The sequence below is a fragment of the Burkholderia sp. A2 genome (assembly GCF_001729305.1).
Taxonomy (GTDB): Bacteria; Pseudomonadota; Gammaproteobacteria; order Burkholderiales; family Burkholderiaceae; genus Burkholderia; species Burkholderia sola.
In genome coordinates this window covers 17,599-38,916 of record NZ_LZXX01000109.1, presented here as the reverse complement: position 1 = coordinate 38,916, position 21,318 = coordinate 17,599, and the positions used below count along the sequence as shown (strand labels likewise).

At 64.3% G+C, this 21,318-nt stretch carries 22 protein-coding genes and 1 pseudogene; 17 read left to right on the top strand and 6 right to left on the bottom strand.

Annotated features, from left to right (window positions below; genetic code table 11):
- Nucleotides 1–25 precede the first annotated feature (25 nt).
- Nucleotides 26–1,126 (bottom strand): ABC transporter substrate-binding protein, encoded by a 1,101-nt coding sequence (locus A9Z05_RS25085; protein WP_069620476.1) that lies wholly within the window; start codon nt 1,124–1,126, stop codon nt 26–28.
- Between the two features lie 318 nt (nt 1,127–1,444).
- Here A9Z05_RS25085 and A9Z05_RS25080 point away from each other — a divergent pair, with 318 nt between their 5' ends.
- From A9Z05_RS25080 to A9Z05_RS25035, 10 genes are all read left to right on the top strand, one after another.
- Nucleotides 1,445–1,795: a RidA family protein gene (locus A9Z05_RS25080; RefSeq protein ID WP_069620475.1), complete on the top strand. Its 351-nt coding sequence runs from the start codon at nt 1,445–1,447 to the stop codon at nt 1,793–1,795.
- Nucleotides 1,796–1,812: 17 nt separating this feature from the next.
- Nucleotides 1,813–3,057, top strand: coding sequence for a D-amino acid dehydrogenase (locus A9Z05_RS25075; protein WP_069620474.1), 1,245 nt, complete (start codon nt 1,813–1,815; stop codon nt 3,055–3,057).
- Nucleotides 3,054–3,869: an aspartate/glutamate racemase family protein gene (locus tag A9Z05_RS25070; RefSeq protein ID WP_069620473.1), complete on the top strand. Its 816-nt coding sequence runs from the start codon at nt 3,054–3,056 to the stop codon at nt 3,867–3,869. The genes A9Z05_RS25075 and A9Z05_RS25070 overlap by 4 nt, the downstream gene beginning before the upstream one ends.
- A 90-nt stretch (nt 3,870–3,959) precedes the next feature.
- The gene (locus A9Z05_RS25065; protein ID WP_069620472.1) at nt 3,960–4,661 is read left to right on the top strand and encodes a GntR family transcriptional regulator; all 702 of its coding nucleotides are present in this window, start codon (nt 3,960–3,962) and stop codon (nt 4,659–4,661) included.
- Between the two features lie 154 nt (nt 4,662–4,815).
- Nucleotides 4,816–5,700, top strand: coding sequence for a glycosyltransferase family 2 protein (locus tag A9Z05_RS25060; protein WP_069620471.1), 885 nt, complete (start codon nt 4,816–4,818; stop codon nt 5,698–5,700).
- 78 nt (nt 5,701–5,778) lie between these two features.
- Nucleotides 5,779–6,714, top strand: a complete 936-nt coding sequence (locus tag A9Z05_RS25055; RefSeq protein WP_069620470.1) for a dihydrodipicolinate synthase family protein — start codon at nt 5,779–5,781, stop codon at nt 6,712–6,714.
- 104 nt (nt 6,715–6,818) lie between these two features.
- Nucleotides 6,819–7,997, top strand: coding sequence for an L-rhamnonate dehydratase (rhmD, locus tag A9Z05_RS25050; RefSeq protein WP_069620469.1), 1,179 nt, complete (start codon nt 6,819–6,821; stop codon nt 7,995–7,997).
- Nucleotides 7,998–8,014: 17 nt separating this feature from the next.
- Entirely contained in the window at nt 8,015–8,803 is a 789-nt protein-coding gene (locus tag A9Z05_RS25045) for an SDR family NAD(P)-dependent oxidoreductase (RefSeq protein ID WP_069620468.1), read from the top strand.
- A gap of 17 nt (nt 8,804–8,820) precedes the next feature.
- On the top strand, nt 8,821–9,135 hold the full coding sequence (gene rhaM, locus A9Z05_RS25040) for an L-rhamnose mutarotase (RefSeq protein WP_069620467.1): 315 nt from the start codon (nt 8,821–8,823) through the stop codon (nt 9,133–9,135).
- Between the two features lie 88 nt (nt 9,136–9,223).
- Nucleotides 9,224–10,120 carry an amidohydrolase gene (locus A9Z05_RS25035; protein ID WP_069620466.1) on the top strand — a complete coding sequence of 299 codons (897 nt, stop codon included), beginning with the start codon at nt 9,224–9,226 and terminating at the stop codon, nt 10,118–10,120.
- 128 nt (nt 10,121–10,248) lie between these two features.
- Here the strand turns inward: A9Z05_RS25035 and A9Z05_RS25030 are convergent, their stop codons facing one another.
- Entirely contained in the window at nt 10,249–11,103 is an 855-nt protein-coding gene (locus A9Z05_RS25030; RefSeq protein ID WP_069620503.1) for an SDR family oxidoreductase, read from the bottom strand.
- 104 nt (nt 11,104–11,207) lie between these two features.
- Between A9Z05_RS25030 and A9Z05_RS25025 the strand changes: the two genes are divergently transcribed.
- Complete coding sequence (locus A9Z05_RS25025) at nt 11,208–11,579, top strand: helix-turn-helix domain-containing protein (RefSeq protein WP_256122086.1); 372 nt, start codon at nt 11,208–11,210, stop codon at nt 11,577–11,579.
- A gap of 374 nt (nt 11,580–11,953) precedes the next feature.
- On the opposite strand, the gene A9Z05_RS25020 is transcribed toward A9Z05_RS25025, so the two are convergent.
- From A9Z05_RS25020 to A9Z05_RS25010, 3 genes are all read right to left on the bottom strand, one after another.
- The gene (locus A9Z05_RS25020) at nt 11,954–12,268 is read right to left on the bottom strand and encodes a helicase (protein WP_069620464.1); all 315 of its coding nucleotides are present in this window, start codon (nt 12,266–12,268) and stop codon (nt 11,954–11,956) included.
- Between the two features lie 199 nt (nt 12,269–12,467).
- A complete protein-coding gene (locus A9Z05_RS25015) occupies nt 12,468–12,950 on the bottom strand; it encodes a LysR substrate-binding domain-containing protein (protein WP_069620463.1) in 483 nt (160 codons plus the stop codon).
- Nucleotides 12,951–13,331: 381 nt separating this feature from the next.
- Nucleotides 13,332–13,925, bottom strand: coding sequence for an FMN-dependent NADH-azoreductase (locus tag A9Z05_RS25010; protein ID WP_084044421.1), 594 nt, complete (start codon nt 13,923–13,925; stop codon nt 13,332–13,334).
- A 90-nt stretch (nt 13,926–14,015) separates the two neighbouring features.
- On the opposite strand from A9Z05_RS25010, the gene A9Z05_RS25005 reads away from it, so the two are divergent.
- Nucleotides 14,016–14,420 (top strand): helix-turn-helix domain-containing protein, encoded by a 405-nt coding sequence (locus tag A9Z05_RS25005; RefSeq protein ID WP_069620462.1) that lies wholly within the window; start codon nt 14,016–14,018, stop codon nt 14,418–14,420.
- Nucleotides 14,421–14,767: 347 nt separating this feature from the next.
- Nucleotides 14,768–15,067: pseudogene (locus A9Z05_RS35270) on the top strand (Tn3 family transposase); the annotation flags it as partial.
- A gap of 248 nt (nt 15,068–15,315) precedes the next feature.
- On the opposite strand, the gene A9Z05_RS25000 reads toward A9Z05_RS35270, so the two are convergent.
- Nucleotides 15,316–16,245, bottom strand: a complete 930-nt coding sequence (locus A9Z05_RS25000) for a LysR family transcriptional regulator (RefSeq protein ID WP_069620461.1) — start codon at nt 16,243–16,245, stop codon at nt 15,316–15,318.
- A 311-nt stretch (nt 16,246–16,556) separates the two neighbouring features.
- Between A9Z05_RS25000 and mdlC the strand changes: the two genes are divergently transcribed.
- The 4 genes from mdlC (at nt 16,557) to A9Z05_RS24985 (ending at nt 21,263) form a co-directional block, all read left to right on the top strand.
- Entirely contained in the window at nt 16,557–18,146 is a 1,590-nt protein-coding gene (gene mdlC / locus A9Z05_RS24995; RefSeq protein WP_069620460.1) for a benzoylformate decarboxylase, read from the top strand.
- 55 nt (nt 18,147–18,201) lie between these two features.
- The gene (locus A9Z05_RS24990) at nt 18,202–19,653 is read left to right on the top strand and encodes an aldehyde dehydrogenase (protein WP_069620459.1); all 1,452 of its coding nucleotides are present in this window, start codon (nt 18,202–18,204) and stop codon (nt 19,651–19,653) included.
- Nucleotides 19,654–19,794: 141 nt separating this feature from the next.
- Nucleotides 19,795–19,920: a hypothetical protein gene (locus tag A9Z05_RS37985; RefSeq protein ID WP_256122085.1), complete on the top strand. Its 126-nt coding sequence runs from the start codon at nt 19,795–19,797 to the stop codon at nt 19,918–19,920.
- Nucleotides 19,917–21,263 carry an MFS transporter gene (locus tag A9Z05_RS24985; protein WP_069620458.1) on the top strand — a complete coding sequence of 449 codons (1,347 nt, stop codon included), beginning with the start codon at nt 19,917–19,919 and terminating at the stop codon, nt 21,261–21,263. Before A9Z05_RS37985 ends, A9Z05_RS24985 begins: the two co-directional genes overlap by 4 nt.
- Nucleotides 21,264–21,318 lie beyond the last annotated feature (55 nt).

Genomic DNA, 21,318 nt, shown 5'->3' with positions numbered 1-21,318 from the left:
TCCTCTGGTTCATCCGGGCGGGCGCTTACTGCTGCGCGACGACCGATTGGCGGTAGACCACCTTCTCGTACGGCTGGACTTCCCGCTGGCCGTCCGCATCGAACGCGATCGCGCCGGTCACGCCGGTATACGACTTGCCCAATGCCGCGAGCGCCGTGCGAATCTTCGCCGGGTCGATGGATTGCGCGCGACCGATCGCCGCGGCGGACAACAGCGTTGCGTCGTACGCATAGCTGCCGAACGCCGAGCGCGGCGCCTCGTTGTACGCGGCTTGATAGGCGCTCGCATACGCTTTCGCGCCCGCGCCGAGCGCGGCGACTTCGAGGCCGATCTGGCCTTGCGCGATCTGCGCGGGCGTGTCGCTCGTGCACATCGTCAGATAGATGCCGTACCACGGGTGCTGGTTCAGACGCATCTCGAATGCCTGCCGGTTCAGCGTCGCGGCCTCCTGGCCATAGGCGCTGTAGACATACGCGTCGGGCTGCGCGCGTGATGCCTGCTCAAGTTCGCGGCGATAGGTCGATTGTCCTTCCGTGTAGAGCACCGTCGACACCACGGTGCCGCCGAGCGCCTCGAAACGCTTCTTGAATTCGCCGGCGATGCCCTGGCCATAGCCGTTGTTCGGCGCGATCAGTGCGATGCGCCGCAGCTTGCGGGCGTACACGTCCTGAGCCGCGAAGCGCGCGGACAGGTCGTCCAGCCCGATCACGCTGAACGAGCCCGCGCCGATCTTGCGCACCTGCTGGCTCGACGAGCCGATGTTGATATGCACGTCGCCCTGACGCACCAGGAACTGTCCGACTGGAATCGTCACCGACGACGAGAACTCGCCGAGCACGACCGGCACGTGCTCGACGGTCGCGAGCTTGCGCGCGGCGTCGAGTGCGGTATTGGCCGAGCCGCCCGAATCCTCGATGCGCACGGCGAGCTTCTGGCCCAGCACGCCGCCTTTCGCATTGATCTGCGCGACGGCAAGCTCGATGCCGCGGCGCTGGTCTTCGCCGATCGACGCGCTCGCGCCGGTCAGCGGCAGCACCGCACCCACGCTGACGTCGGCCTGCGCGGCGCCCGACGCAAGCGCACCGAGTGCGATCCAGACACCGACACTCCACTGACTTGCCTTCATCTTCGTTCTCCCGTCGCATGGTCGGCCGCACGGATGTCGGCCTGGTTTGATATACAGAAGTGTCGACAGAATCACAGATCAAAAATCGTTTGCAAATAAATTTTCGAGTCGCTGTGCGGAATCGTGAAAGTCTCTGGAACGATAGAAAAATATCCCTGTTTTCATGCATTTATGCACGCTTTCAAAGAGCGTGGATAGTCGTGGTGCACAAGCGCGCCAATCTGGCGCAATGGAGGATATTTCTGAAAAAAGTGTATACAGAGGTGAATTGCAGTGCTTAAATCAGCCCAACTCGACACGACCTCGGAGGACAGTCAGATGGTGGAGATCAAGCGATACGGCGTGAGTGAACGGATGAGCCAACTGGTGGTCGCGGGCGGGCTGGCCTTCGTCGCCGGGCAGGTGGCGGACGATACGTCGCTCGACGTGGCGGGGCAGACCCGTCAGATTCTCGACAAGATCGACCGGCTGCTCGAAGACGCCGGGCTCGACAAGCGCCGGATCGTGTCCGCGAGCATCTGGCTGGCCGACTATCGCAGCTTCGCCGAGATGAACAGCGTATGGGACGCGTGGGTGCCGCAGGGCGAGCCGCCGGCACGCGCGTGCGTCGAATCGAAGCTCGCGTTTCCGCAGTACACGGTCGAGATCGCGGCGATCGCCGCGAGCTAGTACAGGAGAAGCGGAGTATGAAGACGATCGTGCTCGGCGGCGGCATCGTCGGCGTGACCACTGCGTATTTTCTCGCGAAGGCGGGCGACGAGGTGACGGTGATCGAACGTCGCGACGGCGTCGCGCTCGAAACGAGCTTCGCGAATGCGGGGTTGATCGCGCCCGGCCATTCGTATACCTGGGCATCGCCGCGTGCGCCGAAGATTCTCTTCAAGTCGTTGTTTGCCGACGGCCAGGCGCTGCGGCTCAAATGGACGCCCGACTGGCGGATGTGGGCCTGGTGTGCGCTGTTCCTGCAGAACTGCACGGCCGAGCGCTCGCGACGCAACACGTCGATCAAGGTGCGGCTGTGTCGTTACGCGCAGCAGCGGCTTCAGCAGGCGACGAATGATGAACTGCTCGAGTACGACCGGACGAGCGGAGGATTGTTGTACCTGTATCGCGACCCTGCATCGTTCGAGCGCGGCGTCGCGAACATGCGGATCCTGACCGACAACGGCCTGCCGCTCGACATCCTCGATGCGCGGGCCACCGTCGAACGCGAGCCGGCGCTGCGCCACGCGGCGGGCGCGATCGCGGGCGCGATCCATTGCCCGAGCGACGAGAGCGGCGACGCGCATCTGTTCACGCGCGCGCTCGCCGAGCGCTGCCGCGCGCTCGGCGTCGAATTCCGCTTCGGCACGTCGATCGACGGCGTGCGCGCGAGCGCCGATGCGATCGACTACGTCGAGACGTCGCAGGGCCGCGTGACCGGCGATCGATACGTGCTCGCGCTCGGCGCGTACTCGCCGTTCGTCGCGCGCACGCTCGGCTACCGGCTGCCGATCTATCCGGTCAAGGGGTACTCGGTCACGCTGCCGATCGACGACACGCACGAGCCGCCCGCGCTCGGCGGCGTCGAGGAGAATCAGCTCGTCGCATGGGCGCGCTTCGGCGACCGGCTGCGGCTGACCGCGACCGCCGAGTTCAGCGGCTACGACACCACGCATTCGCCGGGCGATTTCGCGCACATGCTCGCGACCGCGCAGGCGCTGTTCCCGAACGGCGCCGACTACGCGAAGCCGTCGTACTGGGCCGGGCTGCGGCCGATGACGCCGGAGGGCACGCCGATCATCGGCGCATCCCGGCACCGCAACCTGTTTTTCAACACCGGCCACGGCCATATGGGCTGGACCATGTCGTGCGGCACCGCGAAGATCGTCGCGGATCTGATCCACGGCAAGCAGCCCGACATCGACATCACCGGGATGACCCTGCAATGAGCGAACTTCTTTCCACCTCCGAGGCGTCCGATCCGGGTGTCGGCGCGGGCCCGGCGCGCGATGCGTACGCCCGCTTCGATTTCTCGCTCGACGCCGGCATCGCGCGGCGCGCGGCGATCGGCCTCGTCGTGCTGGCGACCGACCATACGATCGAATACGAGTGGCGACGTCTGCTCGCGATCGATGGCGTCGCGTTCTACGAAAGCCGGATCGCGAATTCCGCGGAGATCACCGCCGAGACGCTCGCTCAGATGGACGGCGGGATCTGCGCCGCGGTCGAATTGATCCGGCCGGGCGAGCGCCTCGACGTCGTCGCGTTCGGCTGCACGTCGGCGTCGATGGTGCTCGGCGAGGAGCGCGTGTTCGAGCGCATCCGCGAGGCGCGGCCCGGCGTCGCGTGCACCACGCCGATTACCGCCGCGCGCATCGCGCTGACGGCGCTCGGCGCGCGCGGGGTCGCGCTGCTGACGCCGTACGAGCGCACGATCAACGAAGCGATGGCCGCGTACCTGCGCGCACGCGGCGTCGATATCGTGCGGGTCGGCTCGTTCGAGCACCGCGACGACAACGAGGTCGCCCGCATCGAGCGCGCGTCGATCGAGCACGCGGTGCTGACGCTCGCCGCCGATCCGGCCGTCGATGCCGTATTCGTGTCGTGCACGAGCCTGCGCATCGTCGATGCGCTGGCCGATATCGAAGCGCGTGCGGGCAAACCCGTGCTGTCGAGCAATCATGCGCTCGCCTGGCACGCGCTGAGGCTCGCGGGCATCGACGATCCCGTGCCGGGCTTCGGCAGCCTGCTGATGCGCTGACGCATAGCGCGTGCATGTAAAAAGACGCGCGCGGGCAAATTGCCGATGGATAATGACGCGCGGTGACAACAGGTGGAACCAGGAGACGAGATGTCGACTTCCGTTATGGCTGGCCGGGAGACCGCAGCGCCGACGCGCACGGGCCTCACGGTCAACGAGATTTACGAGCAGTTGAAACAGATGGCCGTGCTGTACGAGATCCGGCCGGGTGAACGGTTCAACGAGCTGGAGCTTGCCGAGCGCTTCAACGTGAGTCGCACGCCGATTCGCGAGGCGCTGAACCGGCTCGTTGCCGAAAACCTGCTGGTGTTCGTGCCGAACCGCGGTTTCTTCATTCGGGAACTGGAGGGGAAGGATGTGTTCGATCTGTTCGAATTGCGTCGCTCGATCGAGACGACCGCGGTGATGCTCGCATGCGAGCGCGCGTCGGACAACGACATCAAGGCGCTGCGTCGCTTCTGGAAGCAGGTGATGAAGAATGCCGCGCGGATGTCGTCGTCGGAGCTGGTCGTCAAGGACGAGCAGTTTCACCTGGAACTCGCCGCGTTGTCGGGCAATGCCGAGATCGGCCGGGTGCTGCAAGGGATCAACGCGCGGATTCACTACGTGCGCTGGGTCGATGTCGATCAGCGACGCAACGAGGCGTTTACCGAGCATCTCGAGATTCTCGACGCGCTTGCCGAACGCGATGCGGAGCGGTGCGCGACACTGACCGACACGCATATCCGCTGGCGGATGGAGGAAATCACGCGCGTCGTCCAGGCGAGCGTCGTCAAGCTGTACGCAAAATAAAGCAAGATCGGCCGCGGCGCCTGCGACGATCGCGTGCAGCACGCGAACGGGCAGGGCAGGCCGGTCGACGAGACAAGCAGTCGTGCAAAGGAGGACGGGCCGCCCGGATCGACCGGCGCGGCGCATCGCTACTTGATCGTCACGAGGTGCCGTCATGACACACGGTACGTTGGTCACGCTGTACAAGCCGTCAGCAGCGCAGATCGAGCATTTGCTGACCTTGCCTGCGAAAAGCCCCGCCGTCGTCGCGGTCGACAATTCGCCCGTCGCCGACCGCGCACTGTACGCGCGGCTCGCCGAAGGCGGCGTCGACGTCATCGCGAATCACAATCGCGGCGGCATCGCCGGTGCGTTCAACGCCGGCGTCGAATTCCTGATCGGCCGCGGCTGCGACGTCTTCTTCATCTTCGATCAGGATTCGCACGTTCCGGACGACTATTTCGACCGCATGCTCGCCGGCTGTGCGCGGGTGGGCGACAGCCGCTTCCTGGTCGGCCCGCGGATCTTCAACCGCAATTTTCAGCGCGACCTGCCGTTGTTCACGGTGCGCCGCTGGTCCGCGCAGATCACGCCGATCCACGGCGGCGCGCAGGGCCTGCTGTCGTGCTCGGTCATTATCTCGTCGGGCACCGCGATCTCGCTCGACGCGTATCGCGCGCTCGGCCGCTTCCGCGAGGACTTCTTCATCGACCACGTCGACGCCGAATACTGCATGCGCGCGCAGGCGCACGGCGTGCCGGTGCGCGTCAACGCCGACGTGTCGCTGCCCCACGAACTCGGCAGCCCGTCCGCGCAGCAGCACTGGCCGCGCGTCGAGATATTCGACCAGAGCGCGCTACGCCACTACTATGCGGCGCGCAACTGCATTCTCGTCGCGCGCGACTATTGGCGGCGCTATCCGGCGATGCTGCTGATCAATCTCATCACGCTCAAGCACGTCGCATTCGTGCTGCTGCATGCGCGCAACAAGCGTCTGAAGCTGAAGGCAATCTATTGCGGCGTGACGGACGGGCTGCGAGGGCGGTACGGGCGCGTGTGACGCGTGATTTATCGTGGTATTGGCGCATGACCGACGCGCCATACAATTCGGATCACTTACTATAAGAGAGGATTGCAGATGAGCCTGACTACGCCGATTCACCGCCGCTATACGGGCGCGTTCTCCGTCGCGCCGACGATCTTCACCGAGTCGGGCGAGATCGACATGCCGGGCCAGAAGCGCTGTGTCGACTTCATCATCGACGCGGGCGCGGACGGCCTGTGCATCCTCGCGAACTACTCGGAACAGTTTTCGTTGACCGACGACGAGCGCGAGCGGCTCATCGCGGCGATCCTCGAGCACGTTGCGGGGCGCGTGCCGGTGATCGTGACGACCACGCATTTCAATCCGACGATCTGCGCGGCGCGCAGCCGCGCCGCACAAGCGGCCGGTGCGGCGATGGTGATGGTGATGCCGCCGTACCACGGCGCGACGATTCGTTGCGGCGAGGCCGCGATCGAGCAGTTCTATGCCGAACTCTCCGATGCGATCGAGATCCCGATCATGTACCAGGACGCGCCGATGAGCGGCACGCAGGTATCGGCCGCGTTTCTGGCGCGCATCGCGCACACGATTCCGAATCTGCGCTATTTCAAGATCGAGGTGCCGCAATCGGCGGCGAAGCTGCGCGAGCTGATCGCGCTCGGCGGTGATGCGATCGAAGGGCCGTTCGACGGCGAGGAGGCGATCACGCTGCTCGCCGATCTCGATGCCGGCGCAACCGGCAGCATCCTCGGCGGCGGTTATCCGGACGGGCTGCGGCCGATTCTCGCCGCATATCTCGCCAGGGAGCGCGACGAGGCGGTCGCCCAGTACGAGCAATGGCTGCCGTTGATCAATTACGAGAACCGTCAGGCCGGCCTGCTGGCGGCGAAGGCGCTGATGAAGGAGGGCGGCGTGATCGCATCGGACGCGCCGCGGCGTCCGCTCGCGCCGCTGCATCCGGCGACGCGCGCGGGTCTGATCGAAATTGCGCGACGGCTCGACGCGCTGGTGCTGCGCTGGGCACGCTGACGCAACCGCCTCGCAGCACGACGTTGCGATTTCCGCCGCAGCCGGCACGCACGACGCGTACGGGCGGCCTTCTCACTCGATCACCCAACCAAGGAACCCGAAGAATGAGCATGCCGACGATACGCGCGGTCCGCGCGCTGACGGTGCGTGGTGGCGGCGCCGACTACCACGATCAGGATGCCTGTCACTGGATCGACGACCACATTGCGACGCCGATGTCGCGCTACCCCGAATACCGGCAGAGCCGCCAGTCGTTCGGCATCAACGTGCTCGGCACGCTCGTGATCGAAGTCGAGGCCAGCGATGGAACGGTCGGCTTCGCGGTGACGACCGGCGGCGAGATCGGCGCGTTCATCGTCGAGCGGCATCTCGCGCGCTTCATCGAAGGGCAGCGCGTGACCGACATCGAGAAGATGTGGGATCAGATGTTCTACGCGACGCTGTACTACGGGCGCAAAGGTGTCGTGCTCAATGCGATTTCGGGCGTCGACCTCGCGCTGTGGGATCTGCTCGCGAAGGTCCGGCAGGAGCCCGTGCACCAGTTGCTCGGCGGCAAGGTGCGCGACGAGCTGGCGTTCTACGCGACCGGCGCGCGACCCGATCTCGCGAAGGAGATGGGTTTCATCGGCGGCAAGCTGCCGTTGCATCACGGCCCGGCCGAGGGCGAGGTCGGCCTGCGCCGCAATCTCGATGCACTCGCCGAGATGCGTTCGCGCGTCGGCGCGGATTTCTGGCTGATGCTCGACTGCTGGATGAGTCTCGACGTGCCGTATGCGACGCGGCTCGCGCACGAAGCGCATGCGCTCGGCCTGAAATGGATCGAGGAATGCCTGCCGCCCGACGACTATTGGGGCTATGCGAAGCTGCGCCGCGACGTGCCGCGCGGCATGCTCGTCACGACCGGCGAGCACGAGGCGACCCGCTGGGGCTTTCGCATGCTGCTGGAGATGGAGTGCTGCGACATCATTCAGCCGGACGTGGGCTGGTGCGGCGGGCTCACCGAGCTGATGCGGATCTCGGCGCTCGCCGATGCGCGTGGCGTGCTGGTGATTCCGCATGGCTCGTCGGTCTACAGCTATCACTTCGTCGCGACGCGGCACAACAGCCCGTTCGCCGAATTCCTGATGATGGCGCCGCAGGCCGATCGTGTCGTGCCGATGTTCGATCCGCTGCTGCTCGACGAGCCGGTGCCGGTCGGCGGGCGGATGAAGGTGCCCGATACCCCCGGTTTCGGCGTGCGCCTGAATCCGGACGTGCGCATGCAGCGCCCGTATGAACACTGAGTGTACGGAGGGGCCCAATGACGAAGTTGCTCGAAGACAGGATCGTCGTCGTGACGGGCGGATCGCGCGGGATCGGCCGCGCGATCGCGCTGGCGTGTGCGCGGCATGGCGCCGACGTCGTCGTCAACTACTGGACGAACCCGCTGCTGCCCGCGCAGGCCGATCACGAGATCGACGCGCTCGTCGACGCGATCCGCGCGACGGGGCGCGACGCGCTCGCCGTGCCGGGCGACGTCGCGCAGCCCGACACGGCAAGCGCACTCGTCGCGACTGCGGTCGAGCGATTCGGGCGGATCGACGTGCTGGCGAGCAATGCCGGAATCTGCCCGTTCCACGGCTTCCTGGACTTGCCGCCCGAGCTGCTGCAAAGAACGATGGAAGTGAACCTGCACGGCGCGTTCTACGTGACCCAGGCCGTCGCCCGACAAATGGCCGCGCAAGGGCACGGCGGCGCGATCGTCGCGACCAGTTCGATCAGCGCGCTGGTCGGTGGCGGCATGCAGACGCACTACACGCCGACCAAGGCCGGTGTCCATGCGCTGATGCAGTCGTGCGCGGTCGCGCTCGCGCCGCATCGGATCCGCTGCAATTCGGTGCTGCCCGGCACGATCCGCACCGAAATCAACGACGACGATCTCGCCGCGCCCGGCAAGACCGAATACTTCGAGCGCCGGATTCCGCTCGGCCGCCTCGGCGAGCCGGACGACGTCGCCGACTGCGTCGTGTTTCTCGCGTCCGACATGGCGCGCTACGTGAACGGTGCCGCGCTGCTCGTCGACGGCGGCATGTACGTGAACCTGCAATGAAACCGCGAGGCATGACCATGGAAACGATCGCCTTCAGGATGCGCCTGCACCCCGGCAAGCGGGATGAGTACCGACGCCGGCACGATGCGATCTGGCCGGAACTCGCCGACGCGCTGCGTGCAGCGGGCATATCGGACTACTGGATTTTTCTCGACGACGACACCCATCACCTGTTCGCCGTGCTCAAACGGCCGGCCGATCACCGGATCGCGCAACTCGCCGAAACGGACGTGATGCGCCGCTGGTGGGCGTACATGGCCGACCTGATGGCGACCGGGCCGGACGGACGTCCGGTCGAGAAATCGCTGGAGCCGATGTTTCATCTGGAATGACGCCGGCCCGTTCAACGGATGGGCAGCGCTCGACGTGTGCCGACCCATTGCAGCGGATCATCGTATCGTATCAACTCACGGAGCCCACATGCAGGTTGTCGATCCCCATGTCCATTTCTGGGACGCCGACGCGTTGAGCTACAGCTGGCTCGATCGCGCTCAGCCGGCGTTTTCGGGCGCGGTGGCGGACTTGCCGCGCCGCTACCTGCCCGCGGACCTGCGCGCGGACGCCGGCGCGGATATCGACGTGCTGAAGGTCGTGCATGTCGAGGCGATCCACGATGCGTGGACGACGCCGAGCGAAGTCGACTGGCTGCAGGCGCTTGCCGATGCGCCGGCGAGCGGCGGGATGCCGGACGGCATCGTCGCGGGCGTCGACCTGTTCGCGCCGGACGCACGCATCCGGCTCGCGGGCGCGGCGGCGCACCCGAACGTGCGCGGTATCCGGCAGGTGTTGAACCGGCATCCGGACCCCTGGTACAACTACGTCGACGTGGACTATCTGGCCGAGCCGCGCTGGCGAGAGAACTTCGGGATGCTGAGCGAGTTCGGTTTGTCGTTCGACCTGCAGCTGTACCCCGCCCAGATCGGCGCGGCGCTCACCGTCATCGACGCGCACCCCGACACGCCCGTAATCGTCAATCACACGGGCATGTTCGTCGACCGGACCAGCGTGCACGGCTGGCGCGAATGGCGCGACGGACTGCGCGGGCTCGCGCGGCGGGCGAACGTGACGATGAAGCTGTCCGGGCTCGCGATGTTCGACCATCGCTGGACGGTCGAGAGTTTCCGCCCGTACGTGCTGGAGGCGATCGACGCGTTCGGCGCGGCGCGCTGCATGTTCGCGTCGAACTTCCCGGTCGATCGGCTCCATGCCGGCTATCAAGCGCTCTGGCACGCTTATGCGGCGATTGTCGCGGGCGCCGGCGACGACGAGCGCGAGGCGCTGTTCGTCCGCAATGCGATGCGAACTTACCGGTTGTGAGCCACGTGCCCGCCATCGGGTGGCGAGCGTTGTCACCGGAGCACGTGCCGGGCGCGCGTCCCGGCAGCATCACCCGAACGCGCACGCTGCAGCCGCGCTGGCTGATGCCTCATCGGGGCTTGTTCGCCCTAATCGCGCAACGCAGTCGCGACGACGCTCGCCAACGGCGTCGTGGGCCGACCGATCAGTCGCGCGAGGGCGCCGCCGTCGTCGAACAGCGCACCGCGCGAGGCGGCCACGTCGGCATCGGCCAGGACGCTGGCAAACTCGGGTGGCAACCCGGCGCTCGTCAGCACGTCTGCATAAGCGTCCTGCGCAAGATCGTTGTAGACGACGGTCTTGCCGGACTGCCGCGAAACCTCGGCAGCCAGTTGCGCCAGCGTGTACGCATCGTTTGCCGCCAGTTCATAGGTTTTTCCTGCGTGGCCGTCCGTCGTCAATACCACGGCCGCCGCCGCCGCATAGTCCTTCCGCGCGGCGGCAGAGAAGCGTCCGTCCTTCGCGGCCCCGATGAACGCGCCATGCTCGAGCGCAGCGGGAAGGGCCATCAGATGGTTCTCGGTGTACCAGCCATTGCGAAGAATGACGGCGGGGAGGCCGGAGGCCGCGATGGCTTCTTCCGTCTGCCGGTGCTCGATCGCGAGTCGGACGGGCGACGTGTCGGCGCGCAGCATGCTCGTATAGGCAAGCAACGAGACTTCAGCCCGCCGGGCCGCGTCGATCACCGCGCGGTGCAATGGCAGGCGGCCGGCGACTTCCGTCGATGAGATCAGCAGGAGTTTGTCGACACCGACGAACGCGGTGGCGAGCGTTTCAGGCCGCTTGTAATCAGCCTCGCGCACCACCACGCCGCGCGCTTCAAGGTCGCGTGCCTTCGCCGGATTCCTGACCGCCGCGACGATCCGGTTGGCCGGCACGGCTTCAAGCAATGCGTCGATCACAAGGCGCCCGAGTTGCCCGGATGCTCCCGTTATTGCATACATGTTCATGTTCTCCGTGTATCGATAGGTGAGGCTCCAAGTGTAGGGATGAAGGTTTCCGTTGGAAACCATCTATCCATCAGTTACCATCATTTTCAAGTAACCAAATGGAAACCATCCCCGGGACGACGATGGGTTTGAGAATGAGAAAGAAGGTGGAGCCGCTTCCCGGCTGCCCGATGTCGAAATGCATGGCGTTGATCGGCGGTCTGTGGACGCCCGAACTGATCTGGTGCCTGAGCAAAGGCCCGCGTCGGTTTTCGGAGTTGCGGCGCGACAACCCGACCATCACCGCGAAGGTGCTGACCGGCAGGCTGCGTGATCTCGAGGAGCGGGGTGTGATCCGGCGAAGCGTGTTGCCGACGTCGCCGCCGTCCGTGGAATACGAGTTGACGTCGCTGGGCCAGGAACTGCTGCCGGCGATTACGTCGATCGTGGAGGTCGGGTCGCGCCTGCTGCTGCGCGATCGGGCGCGCTAGCCATTCGCCACCGTGCGGGCTACCGCGCCGCCGTCGAACGCTGCCGCTTCGTATTCGACAACGGCTCGTGCTGCATCGGCCCTCTGACGAGTTCGCTCATCGCGTCGCAGATCCAGCGGTTGGCCGGCTCGTGATGAAAGCGCGGATGCCAGTGCAGTAAAGTTCGTATGTGGGCGCGGGGAAGGGCAGCGGCAGCAGCTTGGCGTTCACGAGCTCCGCGAAGCGCCACCCGACGGCCTGGAGCACCGTGGCGATCATGTCCGCCCCCCGCGACGATGAACGGCGCGCCGATAAAGCGCGGCGTACGAAAGCGTACGTTGACACGAATCCCGAGAAACGGATCGCCGGGTGCGACACCACGCCGGCGCAACGCTTTACGCGTCTTTCAGCCACGGCATTTCCACGGGTGACACGATCAGCTGCCTGAATTCTCGTTTCAGATCGAAGATGAACCCGACGAGGATCATGGAGTCGGCGTAAGGAATCGGAAAGACCTGCGGATTTTCCGGGGTACGCAGCGGCCGCTCCGGCGTGTCTGCCGTCGCCGCGGCGTTTTCGCGAACGCTTTCCAGGTCGTCTGCCATGGCCGGGCCGCCGGCTTTCAGCACACGGCTACGCAGCTCGCTGAAGGGTTCGATGCGCGCGGCGTCTTCGTGGTATTCGGGCACTTCATAAACGAACCAGGACATTGTCGTCTCCCATGAGAAGGGGCGCTATTCTAACGCTACGCGAGGGCCTGCCGAAAATCGGCCATGCTGTGCGATGGGCCCGGTCGCTGCGGGAAATACGCCTGGTGTTGCAACTGTCAGCAGCATAAACGCGGCGCCTTGGCCGTCAGTTTATGCGTTGCCCACAAAGGTTCGGACAGGTTCGCTCCGTCTCTCCGATTCACGCCTGTCTATCAATTCTGAAGTCCGCAGCCGCCTCCCTGATGTGTTTCCAAAGCAGATCTGCGATCGGCCCGTGCGGTAAATCGCGCCGGCGCGCTGCCGTGATTTCGACCCGCCCTCCTTGCAGATGCCGTCCGCCAATCGACGGAAGGCGTCCGTCCCGCAACTCCTGTTCGATCGGATAATCGTGGGGATGGCCCCAGGCCGCGCCCTGCATGATGATCTCCTTCTTCATCAACTGATCGCCCACCGCGCAGGTCCGCGCTCCCTCGATGAGGTAGTAGTTCGGCCGATCGATGTGACGCGCCGTGTCTCGTATCACGCATTGGACGTAGCCACGCATCTGCTCAGGCGTGATCTCGTCCGAGATGGGCAAATGAAGAAATCCCGGCGCTACAACAGGGACGAGTTTCACCACGCACAAGTCGATGTACTCGAGCCGAGGATCGGCTTTGTCGGCGTGAATCGCGCCGATACCCACATGCGCGAGGGCACATGGCCCGAAGCGGCCGAGATCAGCGGAATCGAGTGCGCAGGAATCGTGAAGGCTGATCCGGACGGGCGCCTGACTCCGGGACGCGGGCAGGGGATCCGGTGTCAGGCGTTTCGTTCGAGCAATCGAAGCAGCGATTCCTCCGTCATGGCGCGAGAAGTCCTTCGCGCAGGGCCGGTGGGCATGTTTCCCGCCAGGAGCGAAGGCATGGATGCCACAGCCTCGCGCAATGTGTCCGAGCGTACGCCGACGACATTGCGGTCAGTGGAGCGAAGTGCGGCCGAAACCAGGGGCGCGGAATGGCGCGCCGATCCCATCGTTGTCTTGCGGCGCGAAAACCGGGCATGCCGTGTATCCGCGCCCGTGCGCTCAAGCGCCCGGCGTAGCCGGAGCCGCAGCGTTCGGAGAGACCTCGCGCGCTTTTTCGAGTGCGCTCGCAATCGAGGCGCGGCGCACCTCCTCGCTGCGTCCGAGCCCTTCCGCGACGATGAACTCGATATCTTGGACACCCATGAACGTGAACACCGAGCGAAGCAGGGTCTCGGCATGTTCGAACGCCTGATACGGGGAGCCCTCGCTGTAAACATTGCCGCGCGCCAGCGCGACGATCACGCGCTTGCCCTGGGCGAGACCGATAGGTCCGCTCTCACCGCGCGCGAAGGTCTTGCCGCGCACGACGATATGATCGATCCAGGCCTTGAGCTGGGTGGGAACCGAAAAATTGTAGAAGCCGGCCCCGATCACGACGACGTCGGTTTCGAGGAACTGCTGCACGTCCTTGCCGGCGTCGAGCGTCATGAACGCGTCGAAGGAGAGATGCGGGAGCGTCTCGCTGGCAAGATCGCGATAGGTGACATTCACGGCGTCGTTGGTTGCGACGATCCGCTCGACGATGGCGGCAGAGAGCACGCGGCTCGCCGAGTTTGCGCCCATGATGCTGGAATCGAGATGAAGCAGTTTCACTGGATGCCTCCGGTATGGATTTGTGACCGGCACTATGCTATGTAACTAGAGGCAATCCGCCAAGAACGCATATTTTTAGGACCAGGTCAGATGGATATGCCTGCCTCACCGGGCGTCAGCACCCAATGCCATCAGGTCGGCAAGGTGCTCGCAATCGTCGGCGACAAATGGACAGTGATGATCGTCAGAGTGCTGGTCGAGCGGCCACGCCGCTTCAACGAGATCAAACGGACAGTCGGCGGCATCTCACAGCAGATGCTTACGCGTACCCTGAGGGCACTCGAGCGTGACGGCATGGTCAGCCGCACGGTCTACCCGACGGTGCCCCCGCAAGTCGAATATGCGCTGACGCCGCTCGGACAATCCCTGGCGGTGCCGGTTCGCGCACTCGGTGCGTGGGCGGGCGAGCATCTCGAAGCGATCGAGAACAACCGGGCACGCTATGATCAGGGCAAACAGGCTCGCAGCGAACGAGGTGGTTCAGAGCCGGCCTGACGTTCTGCGGGAGACGACGGCTCGCATCGTTCGAAGCGCTGATGGTGCCTGGGTTCGTCAACTGTTTGGCGCCGGCGCGCATAACGAGCGAATTTCAATATTAATCGGGCCCCGTTGTCATACCCGGATTCAGATGTCGTAGCGCCAGCTAAATTCAGATGTCGCATGTTTCATCGGCCTTTCCATCATTGAACGTTGAAGCGCCGAGTCTGAAGCAGCAGGGCGCTGACGTTCACCCGCGGGCCTTCGCAGACCGCCGCTCAGTTTCTGCTTTTGACGCAACTTCCAGAATCGCCGTTTCCATGTCAGCCACCGTGAACCGGCGGGGTTTCTTCGTGCCGGGTTGCAGTGCTGCACAGGGTGACCCGGTGTATCGGGCCGCCGATCAGCTCGGCAAGTTGCTGCGCACGCTTTTCTTGTGCGACTACTTCAGTAACGCAGCGTTCCGCCGGGAGCTGCATACGCTGCTGAATCGCGGCGAGTCGGTCCACCAGCTTCAGCGTGCGATTTACACTGGTCGTGTGGCCCCCGAGCGCGGCCGACGCCGAGATGAAATGGTCGCGATCTCGGGGTCGTTGACGTTGCTGACGAACCTCGTGATCGCGTGGAACACGCAGCGCATGCAGGCAACGGTCAACGACTGGCGTGACTTTGATTTCCACGCAATTTTCCGGTTAGGGCGAACTCGGTTGTATGCGGCCTCGCGGACTACCAATAAATATTGGTTTTCATTCAAATGGTTGCTATCTGGTTGCCAAGCCGGCGCTTTCCGGGCCGATCGTCGAAAACGCGGAACAAGAAATTAAAGTCGGGATAGTCAGGACTATGTTCCCATTCATTTCGGATATTCCCTGAACACGTGGATCGGATTGTCGACATGCGTGATTCAAGGCTATTAAGACGGGCGTTGCCCTTCTTTGCGCAAAGATCCTGTCAGATGACGAAGTTCGTCCAGCAGTTTGACGGCGGGCGTGGGTAGCGTGCCTCGCCTGCGCCGAAACGCCGTCAGAGTGCGTTGCGCATCCAGGCCTTCGATATCCAGGGCGTCGATGACGCCGGCTTTGCTTTCAGTGTCGTACATGGGTTCGGCCATCCAGGAGACAAAGCCACATCGTGCTACGAGGCTTTTGAGCACGGTGACCGAACGGGTCTCGACCGCGATGGCCGGCATCGGCAGACCGCGGGCCTTGAAGGTTTCCTGCATGTGGGCATAAGGTCCGGTTCCCTTGGGCGTGAGTGCCCACCGTTGTGTCAATGTGTCATCGAGTCGAAGACCGCGCTTCGCGCGCAGCGGATGATCGGGTGCCGCGACCACGAAACTCCTGTCGGTCCATGAACAATCGGAGAGCGCAGCGACATCCTCGGTTTCCACTCCCGATGTGCATAGCGCCAGGTCGATTTCATAAGCGAGCAAGCCCTCGACGAGACGATCCCACACGCCTTCGATCACCTCGACGCGCAGATTGGGCCATTTCTCGAGCACACATGCGATGGCCATCGGTAAGACGAGGCTCGCTATGCTGCCCACCGCGCCAACCTTGATCACCCCCTTCGCCAGGCCCCGCATCGCGTCCAATTCCTCGCGCGCCTGTTCAGCCTCCCTTTGCAGCGACATCGCATGCGGCATCAATGCTTCGCCGAGCGCGGTCAGTTGCATCCCTTTGGTGTGGCGCTCGAAAAGCGGCGCCCCGACGGATTCCTCGAGCCGCTTGATCGATCTGCTCAGCGCCGGCTGCGTCATGTTCAGTATGGTCGCGGCTCGTCCCAGGCTACCCGCGGAGACGATCGTGGTGAACATCATCAACTGCTGCAGATTGAAACTCATCGTGACGAACCAGGATTGAAAGGGGTGAAGGGAGCGAAGGCGATCCCGGCTCGCCAGCGCTGGCTAGGTGTCTTCCCTGAACGGAATCGCCGTGCCCGCTCAATGCGGCTGCCACCGAGCCCGTGATGACGCCGGAAAACCTTGGCCAGCAAGGCTTCGGGGCGAAATTGGGGCATCCGGCAAGCTGATCGAGCATGCCAAAATGTAATGACTTTTAGCATATTTTGCAATTTTCAAACAAGGCATCGAATCCCATACTGCGGCTCATCCAGTCACCGCCAGCCTGAGTGGCGAACCGCAGAGGATTCGAGATGCAACGAAACACAAGTGGGCAGCCGACCGTTCGCGATGCCGTCGTGGACTTGATGCGGCGCCTCGAATTGACGTCGGTGTTTGCCAATCCCGGCTCGACCGAGCTACCGATGTTCCGCGATTTCCCGGAGGACTTCCGGTACGTGCTCGGGTTGCAGGAGGCGGTCGTGGTCGGTATGGCGGACGGGTATGCTCAAGCGACCGGCAATGCCGCCCTTGTTAATCTGCATTCGGCGGCCGGTGTCGGCAACGCGATGGGCAACATCTTCACGGCCTTCAAGAACCGGACGCCGCTGATCATCACGGCCGGCCAGCAGGCCCGTTCGATCCTGCCGTTCGATCCGTTTTTGTCGGCCTCGCAAGCAACTGAGCTGCCACGGCCCTATGTGAAGTGGAGCATTGAACCGGCGCGTGCCGCGGATGTTCCGCTGGCGCTCGCCCGTGCTTACCACGTGGCGATGCAGGAGCCGCGCGGCCCGGTGTTCGTTTCCATTCCGGTCGACGATTGGGACCGGCAGGCCGACTTCGTCGAGGTGACGCGGGTCAGTACCCGGTTCCGTCCCGATCCAGTACGGATCGCGGAGATCGGCGATGCGCTGGACAATTGCAAACGGCCGGCCATCGTCGTCGGCGCGGAACTCGATCGTGCCGATGCCTGGAGCGAGGCAATCCAGCTGGCCGAGCGTCATAACGCACGGGTTTATGTTGCGCCGATGTCGTCACGCTGCAGCTTCCCTGAAGATCATCGTCTTTTCGCCGGATTCCTGCCCGCGATGCGCGAAAAAATCGTTCGGATTCTGGACGGACATGACCTGGTCTTCGCCGTCGGGGCGCCGGCTTTCGCGTATCACGTCGAAGGCAGTGGGCCGCATGTGCCCGACGGCGCGGCGTTGTACCAGCTCATCGACGATCCGGCTACCGCTGCGTGGACACCGGTCGGCACGTCGGTGGTGGCGAACATTCGCCTGGGGCTCGCGGACCTGCTCGCCCGTCCGGCACCGCAAGGCCGGCCTCTGCCGGCGCCGCGCGAGGTCATCGAGCGAGCCGAGCCCGCAGCAGTGATGTCGGTTGCCTATGCGTTACAGACACTGTCCGAGGTCCGCAACGCAGCGGATATCGTGGTCGAGGAGGCGCCCAGTTCACGCCCCGTCATGCAACGTTATCTGCCGTTCACGCGCAGTCAGACGTTCTACACGATGGCAAGCGGCGGTCTCGGCTACGGCATGCCCGCCGCGGTGGGCGTGGCCCTGGCCAAACCCGGCAGCCGCGTGATCGGCCTCATCGGCGACGGCTCGACGATGTATTCGCCGCAGGCGATCTATAGCGCGGTCCAGCTCGATCTTCCGATCACGTTCGTGATCCTGAATAACTCGCGCTACGCCGCCTTGCAGGAATTCGCGCCCGTGTTCGGCTTCGCCGCGTCGGATCCGGTACAGGGCACCGACCTCCCGGGGCTGGATTTCGTTTCCCTGGCCAACAGTATGGGGTGCGAAGGCGTTCGAGTGAGCGACGCGCTGTTGCTGAAGCCCGCGCTGGAGGACGCGTTGTCTTCCGGAAAAACACGCGTCGTCGAAATTGTCGTGGCCTGACCGCGAGTTGGTGATTCGGCAGGCCGGTTTTCCAAGAATATTCCAGGAGACGGTAATGAACCAGGTATCGATGTTGATTAACGGCGAGCGTGCGATGGCTCGCGATGGCGCGACATTCGAGCGCCGCAACCCGCTCGATGACACTGTTGCCTCGACGGCGCCGGCCGCGACTGTCGCCGATGCACAAGCGGCGGTGCAAGCGGCGGCCGCCGCGTTTCCCGCATGGTCGGCGATGGGCCCCGGCGAACGACGCGCGCTACTGAATCGGGCCGCGGATGCGCTCGAAGAAAAAGGCGACGCTTTCGCGCTAGCCATGGCAACCGAAACGGGCGCATCCCGCCTGTGGGCGGATTTCAACGTCAAGCTTGCGGCCGACGGGCTGCGTGAAGCGGCTGCGATGATCACGCAGATTTCGGGCGAGGTGATTCCGTCGGACGTGCCGGGCAGTCTCGCGCTCGGCGTGAGGCAGGCCGCTGGCGTCGTGCTCGGGATCGCACCGTGGAATGCGCCCGTCATCCTCGGCGTGCGTGCCATCGCGTTGCCGCTCGCGTGCGGCAATACCGTCGTGCTCAAAGGCTCCGAAACCTGCCCCGCGACCCACGGCCTCATCATCGAGGCGCTGCAGGACGCCGGACTGCCGCGCGGCGTCGTGAACTTCGTCACGAACGCGCCGGCGAATGCGGGCGACATCGTCGAAGCGATCATTGCCGAGCCGGCGGTCAGACGGGTGAACTTCACGGGTTCGACGCGCGTCGGCCGCATCATCGCGACCCAATGCGCGAAATATCTGAAGCCTTCGGTACTCGAACTCGGCGGAAAGGCGCCGTTTCTGGTGCTTCACGATGCCGATATCGAAGCTGCCGTTCAAGGCGCGGCATTCGGGGCGTTCGCCAATTCCGGCCAGATCTGCATGTCGACCGAACGCATCGTCGTCGACACGAAGATCGCCGATGAATTCGTCGCGCGACTGGCGGAAAAGGCGCGAAGCCTGCCGCTTGGCGATCCGAGAAAAGGGCCGGCCGTGCTGGGCTCCGTCGTGGACATGGCGACCGTCAGGCGGTGCAACGACCTGATCGACGACGCGCTGGCGAAAGGCGCGACGCTGGTATGCGGAGGGAAAGCCGAGACCACGCTGATGCCGGCCACATTGCTCGATCACGTGACGGCGGACATGCATATCTACCGGGAGGAGTCGTTCGGGCCCGTCAAGGCGATCGTTCGCGTCAATGGCGACGAAGAGGCCATCGCATGTGCAAACGACAACGAATATGGTCTGTCCGCGGCAGTCTTCAGCCGTGACGTCGCGCGGGCGTTGACGGTAGCGAAGCGTATCGAGTCCGGGCTTTGCCACGTCAATGGCCCGACGGTTCACGACGAGGCGCAAATGCCGTTTGGCGGGATGAAGTCCAGTGGTTTCGGGCATTTCGGCGGCAAGGCGGGAGTCGCGGAATTTACCGATTTGCGCTGGATCACCGTGCAAACGACGCCTCGTCACTATCCGTTCTGATTGCTGCCGCGGTCAGCGCGCGTGTTTCTCGCCATGGATGCGATCGGCTTCCGGATGGTGGGCACGAACACAATAACAACCCGATACCGTTGAGACGCCTTCGCTCCTGGAACGACGAGCGATCGGCTTAAGGAGACTGCAATGCCTGTCATCAATTTCGAGTCGTCGCTCGATCGCACCTGGTTCGAGTCCGACCGTCACGTCGGAAAACGCATTACGCAGGACCGCGATTCGGACTTCGCCCGCCGGGCCGGGGGAGCGAAATGAACGATCGCAATCCGCGTCTGCCGACCGTAGACATCGGCCGCACACTTGATGATGGACCGTTCTCGGCGTTCCAGCGAATGGTCGTCCTGCTCGCCGCGCTCGCGATCGTGATGGATGGATTCGATGGGCAACTCATCGGATTTGCCATTCCCAGCCTGATCAAGGAATGGGGCATCACGCGCAATGCATTTGCGCCCGCCGTTGCCGCCGGTCTCGTCGGCATGGGTATCGGCAGCGCGTTCGCCGGGCTTTTCGCGGACCGGTTCGGTCGGCGCTGGGCAATCATCGGGAGCGTGCTGGTATTCGGCCTGGCGACGAGTTCGATCGCGCTGTCTCCGGACGTCATGACCATTGCGATCCTGCGTTTCTTCGCAGGACTGGGTATCGGCGGCGCACTGCCGAGCGCGACGACCATGACGGCGGAATTTACGCCTGCTCGCCGACGAACGCTCGCCGTGACCGCAACCATCGTTTGCGTACCGTTGGGGGGCATGCTTGCCGGGTTGTTCGCGAGCGTCGTGCTGCCTCATTATGGCTGGCGCGGCCTCTTTCTGATTGGCGGCACGCTTCCCGTCGCGCTGGCGTTCCTGCTGTATTTCGTCATGCCGGAATCGCCACGTTATCTGGCCCGCCGTCACGAACGTTGGAACGAACTGCGTCACCTGCTGACCCGCATGTCCCGCTCGATTCAGCCGGACGCCGTGTTCGCCGATCAGAAGGAGCAGAAGGCAGGACAGCGTCCAGGCTTTCGTGCGCTGTTCGCCGACCATCAGGGCCGAGACACGCTTGCAATCTGGGTCGCTTTCTTCATGAACCTGGTCGCGGTCTACAGCGCATTCAGCTGGCTGCCGACGATGCTTGCAGGCGAGGGGCTCAGCCCTTCGGTGGCGGGTTCGGGGCTTACCGCCTACAACCTCGGCGGCGTACTCGGCGCAATGGGCTGCGCAGTCGCGATCGGTCGGTTCGGGTCGCGCTGGCCTTTGCTCGTCTGTTGCCTGATGGCGTCCGCGAGCGCGCTTTTTCTGCGCGGTCTCGACGTCTCCGCCCACACGACGCTGCTCGTGTTCGGCATCGGTTTGCACGGTCTGTTCGTCAACGCGGTTCAGTCGACGATGTATGCCCTTTGCGCGTATGTCTATCCCACTGAGATTCGCGCGACCGGGACCGCATCCGCGCTCGCGTTTGGGCGGCTCGGCGCGATTCTCAGCGCGTTCGCGGGGGCCTTCGTGATCACGCAGGGTGGAGCGTCTGCGTACCTGGGCATGCTGGGTGGAGCGATGGCGATGGTCTTTATCTGCCTGATGATCGTGCGTCGCCATATTCCGCCCATCAAGGGCGTCTGAGATTAGTGTCGAGGGCGACATATGTTACGAGCTCCGCGCAGAGCACGTAACGACG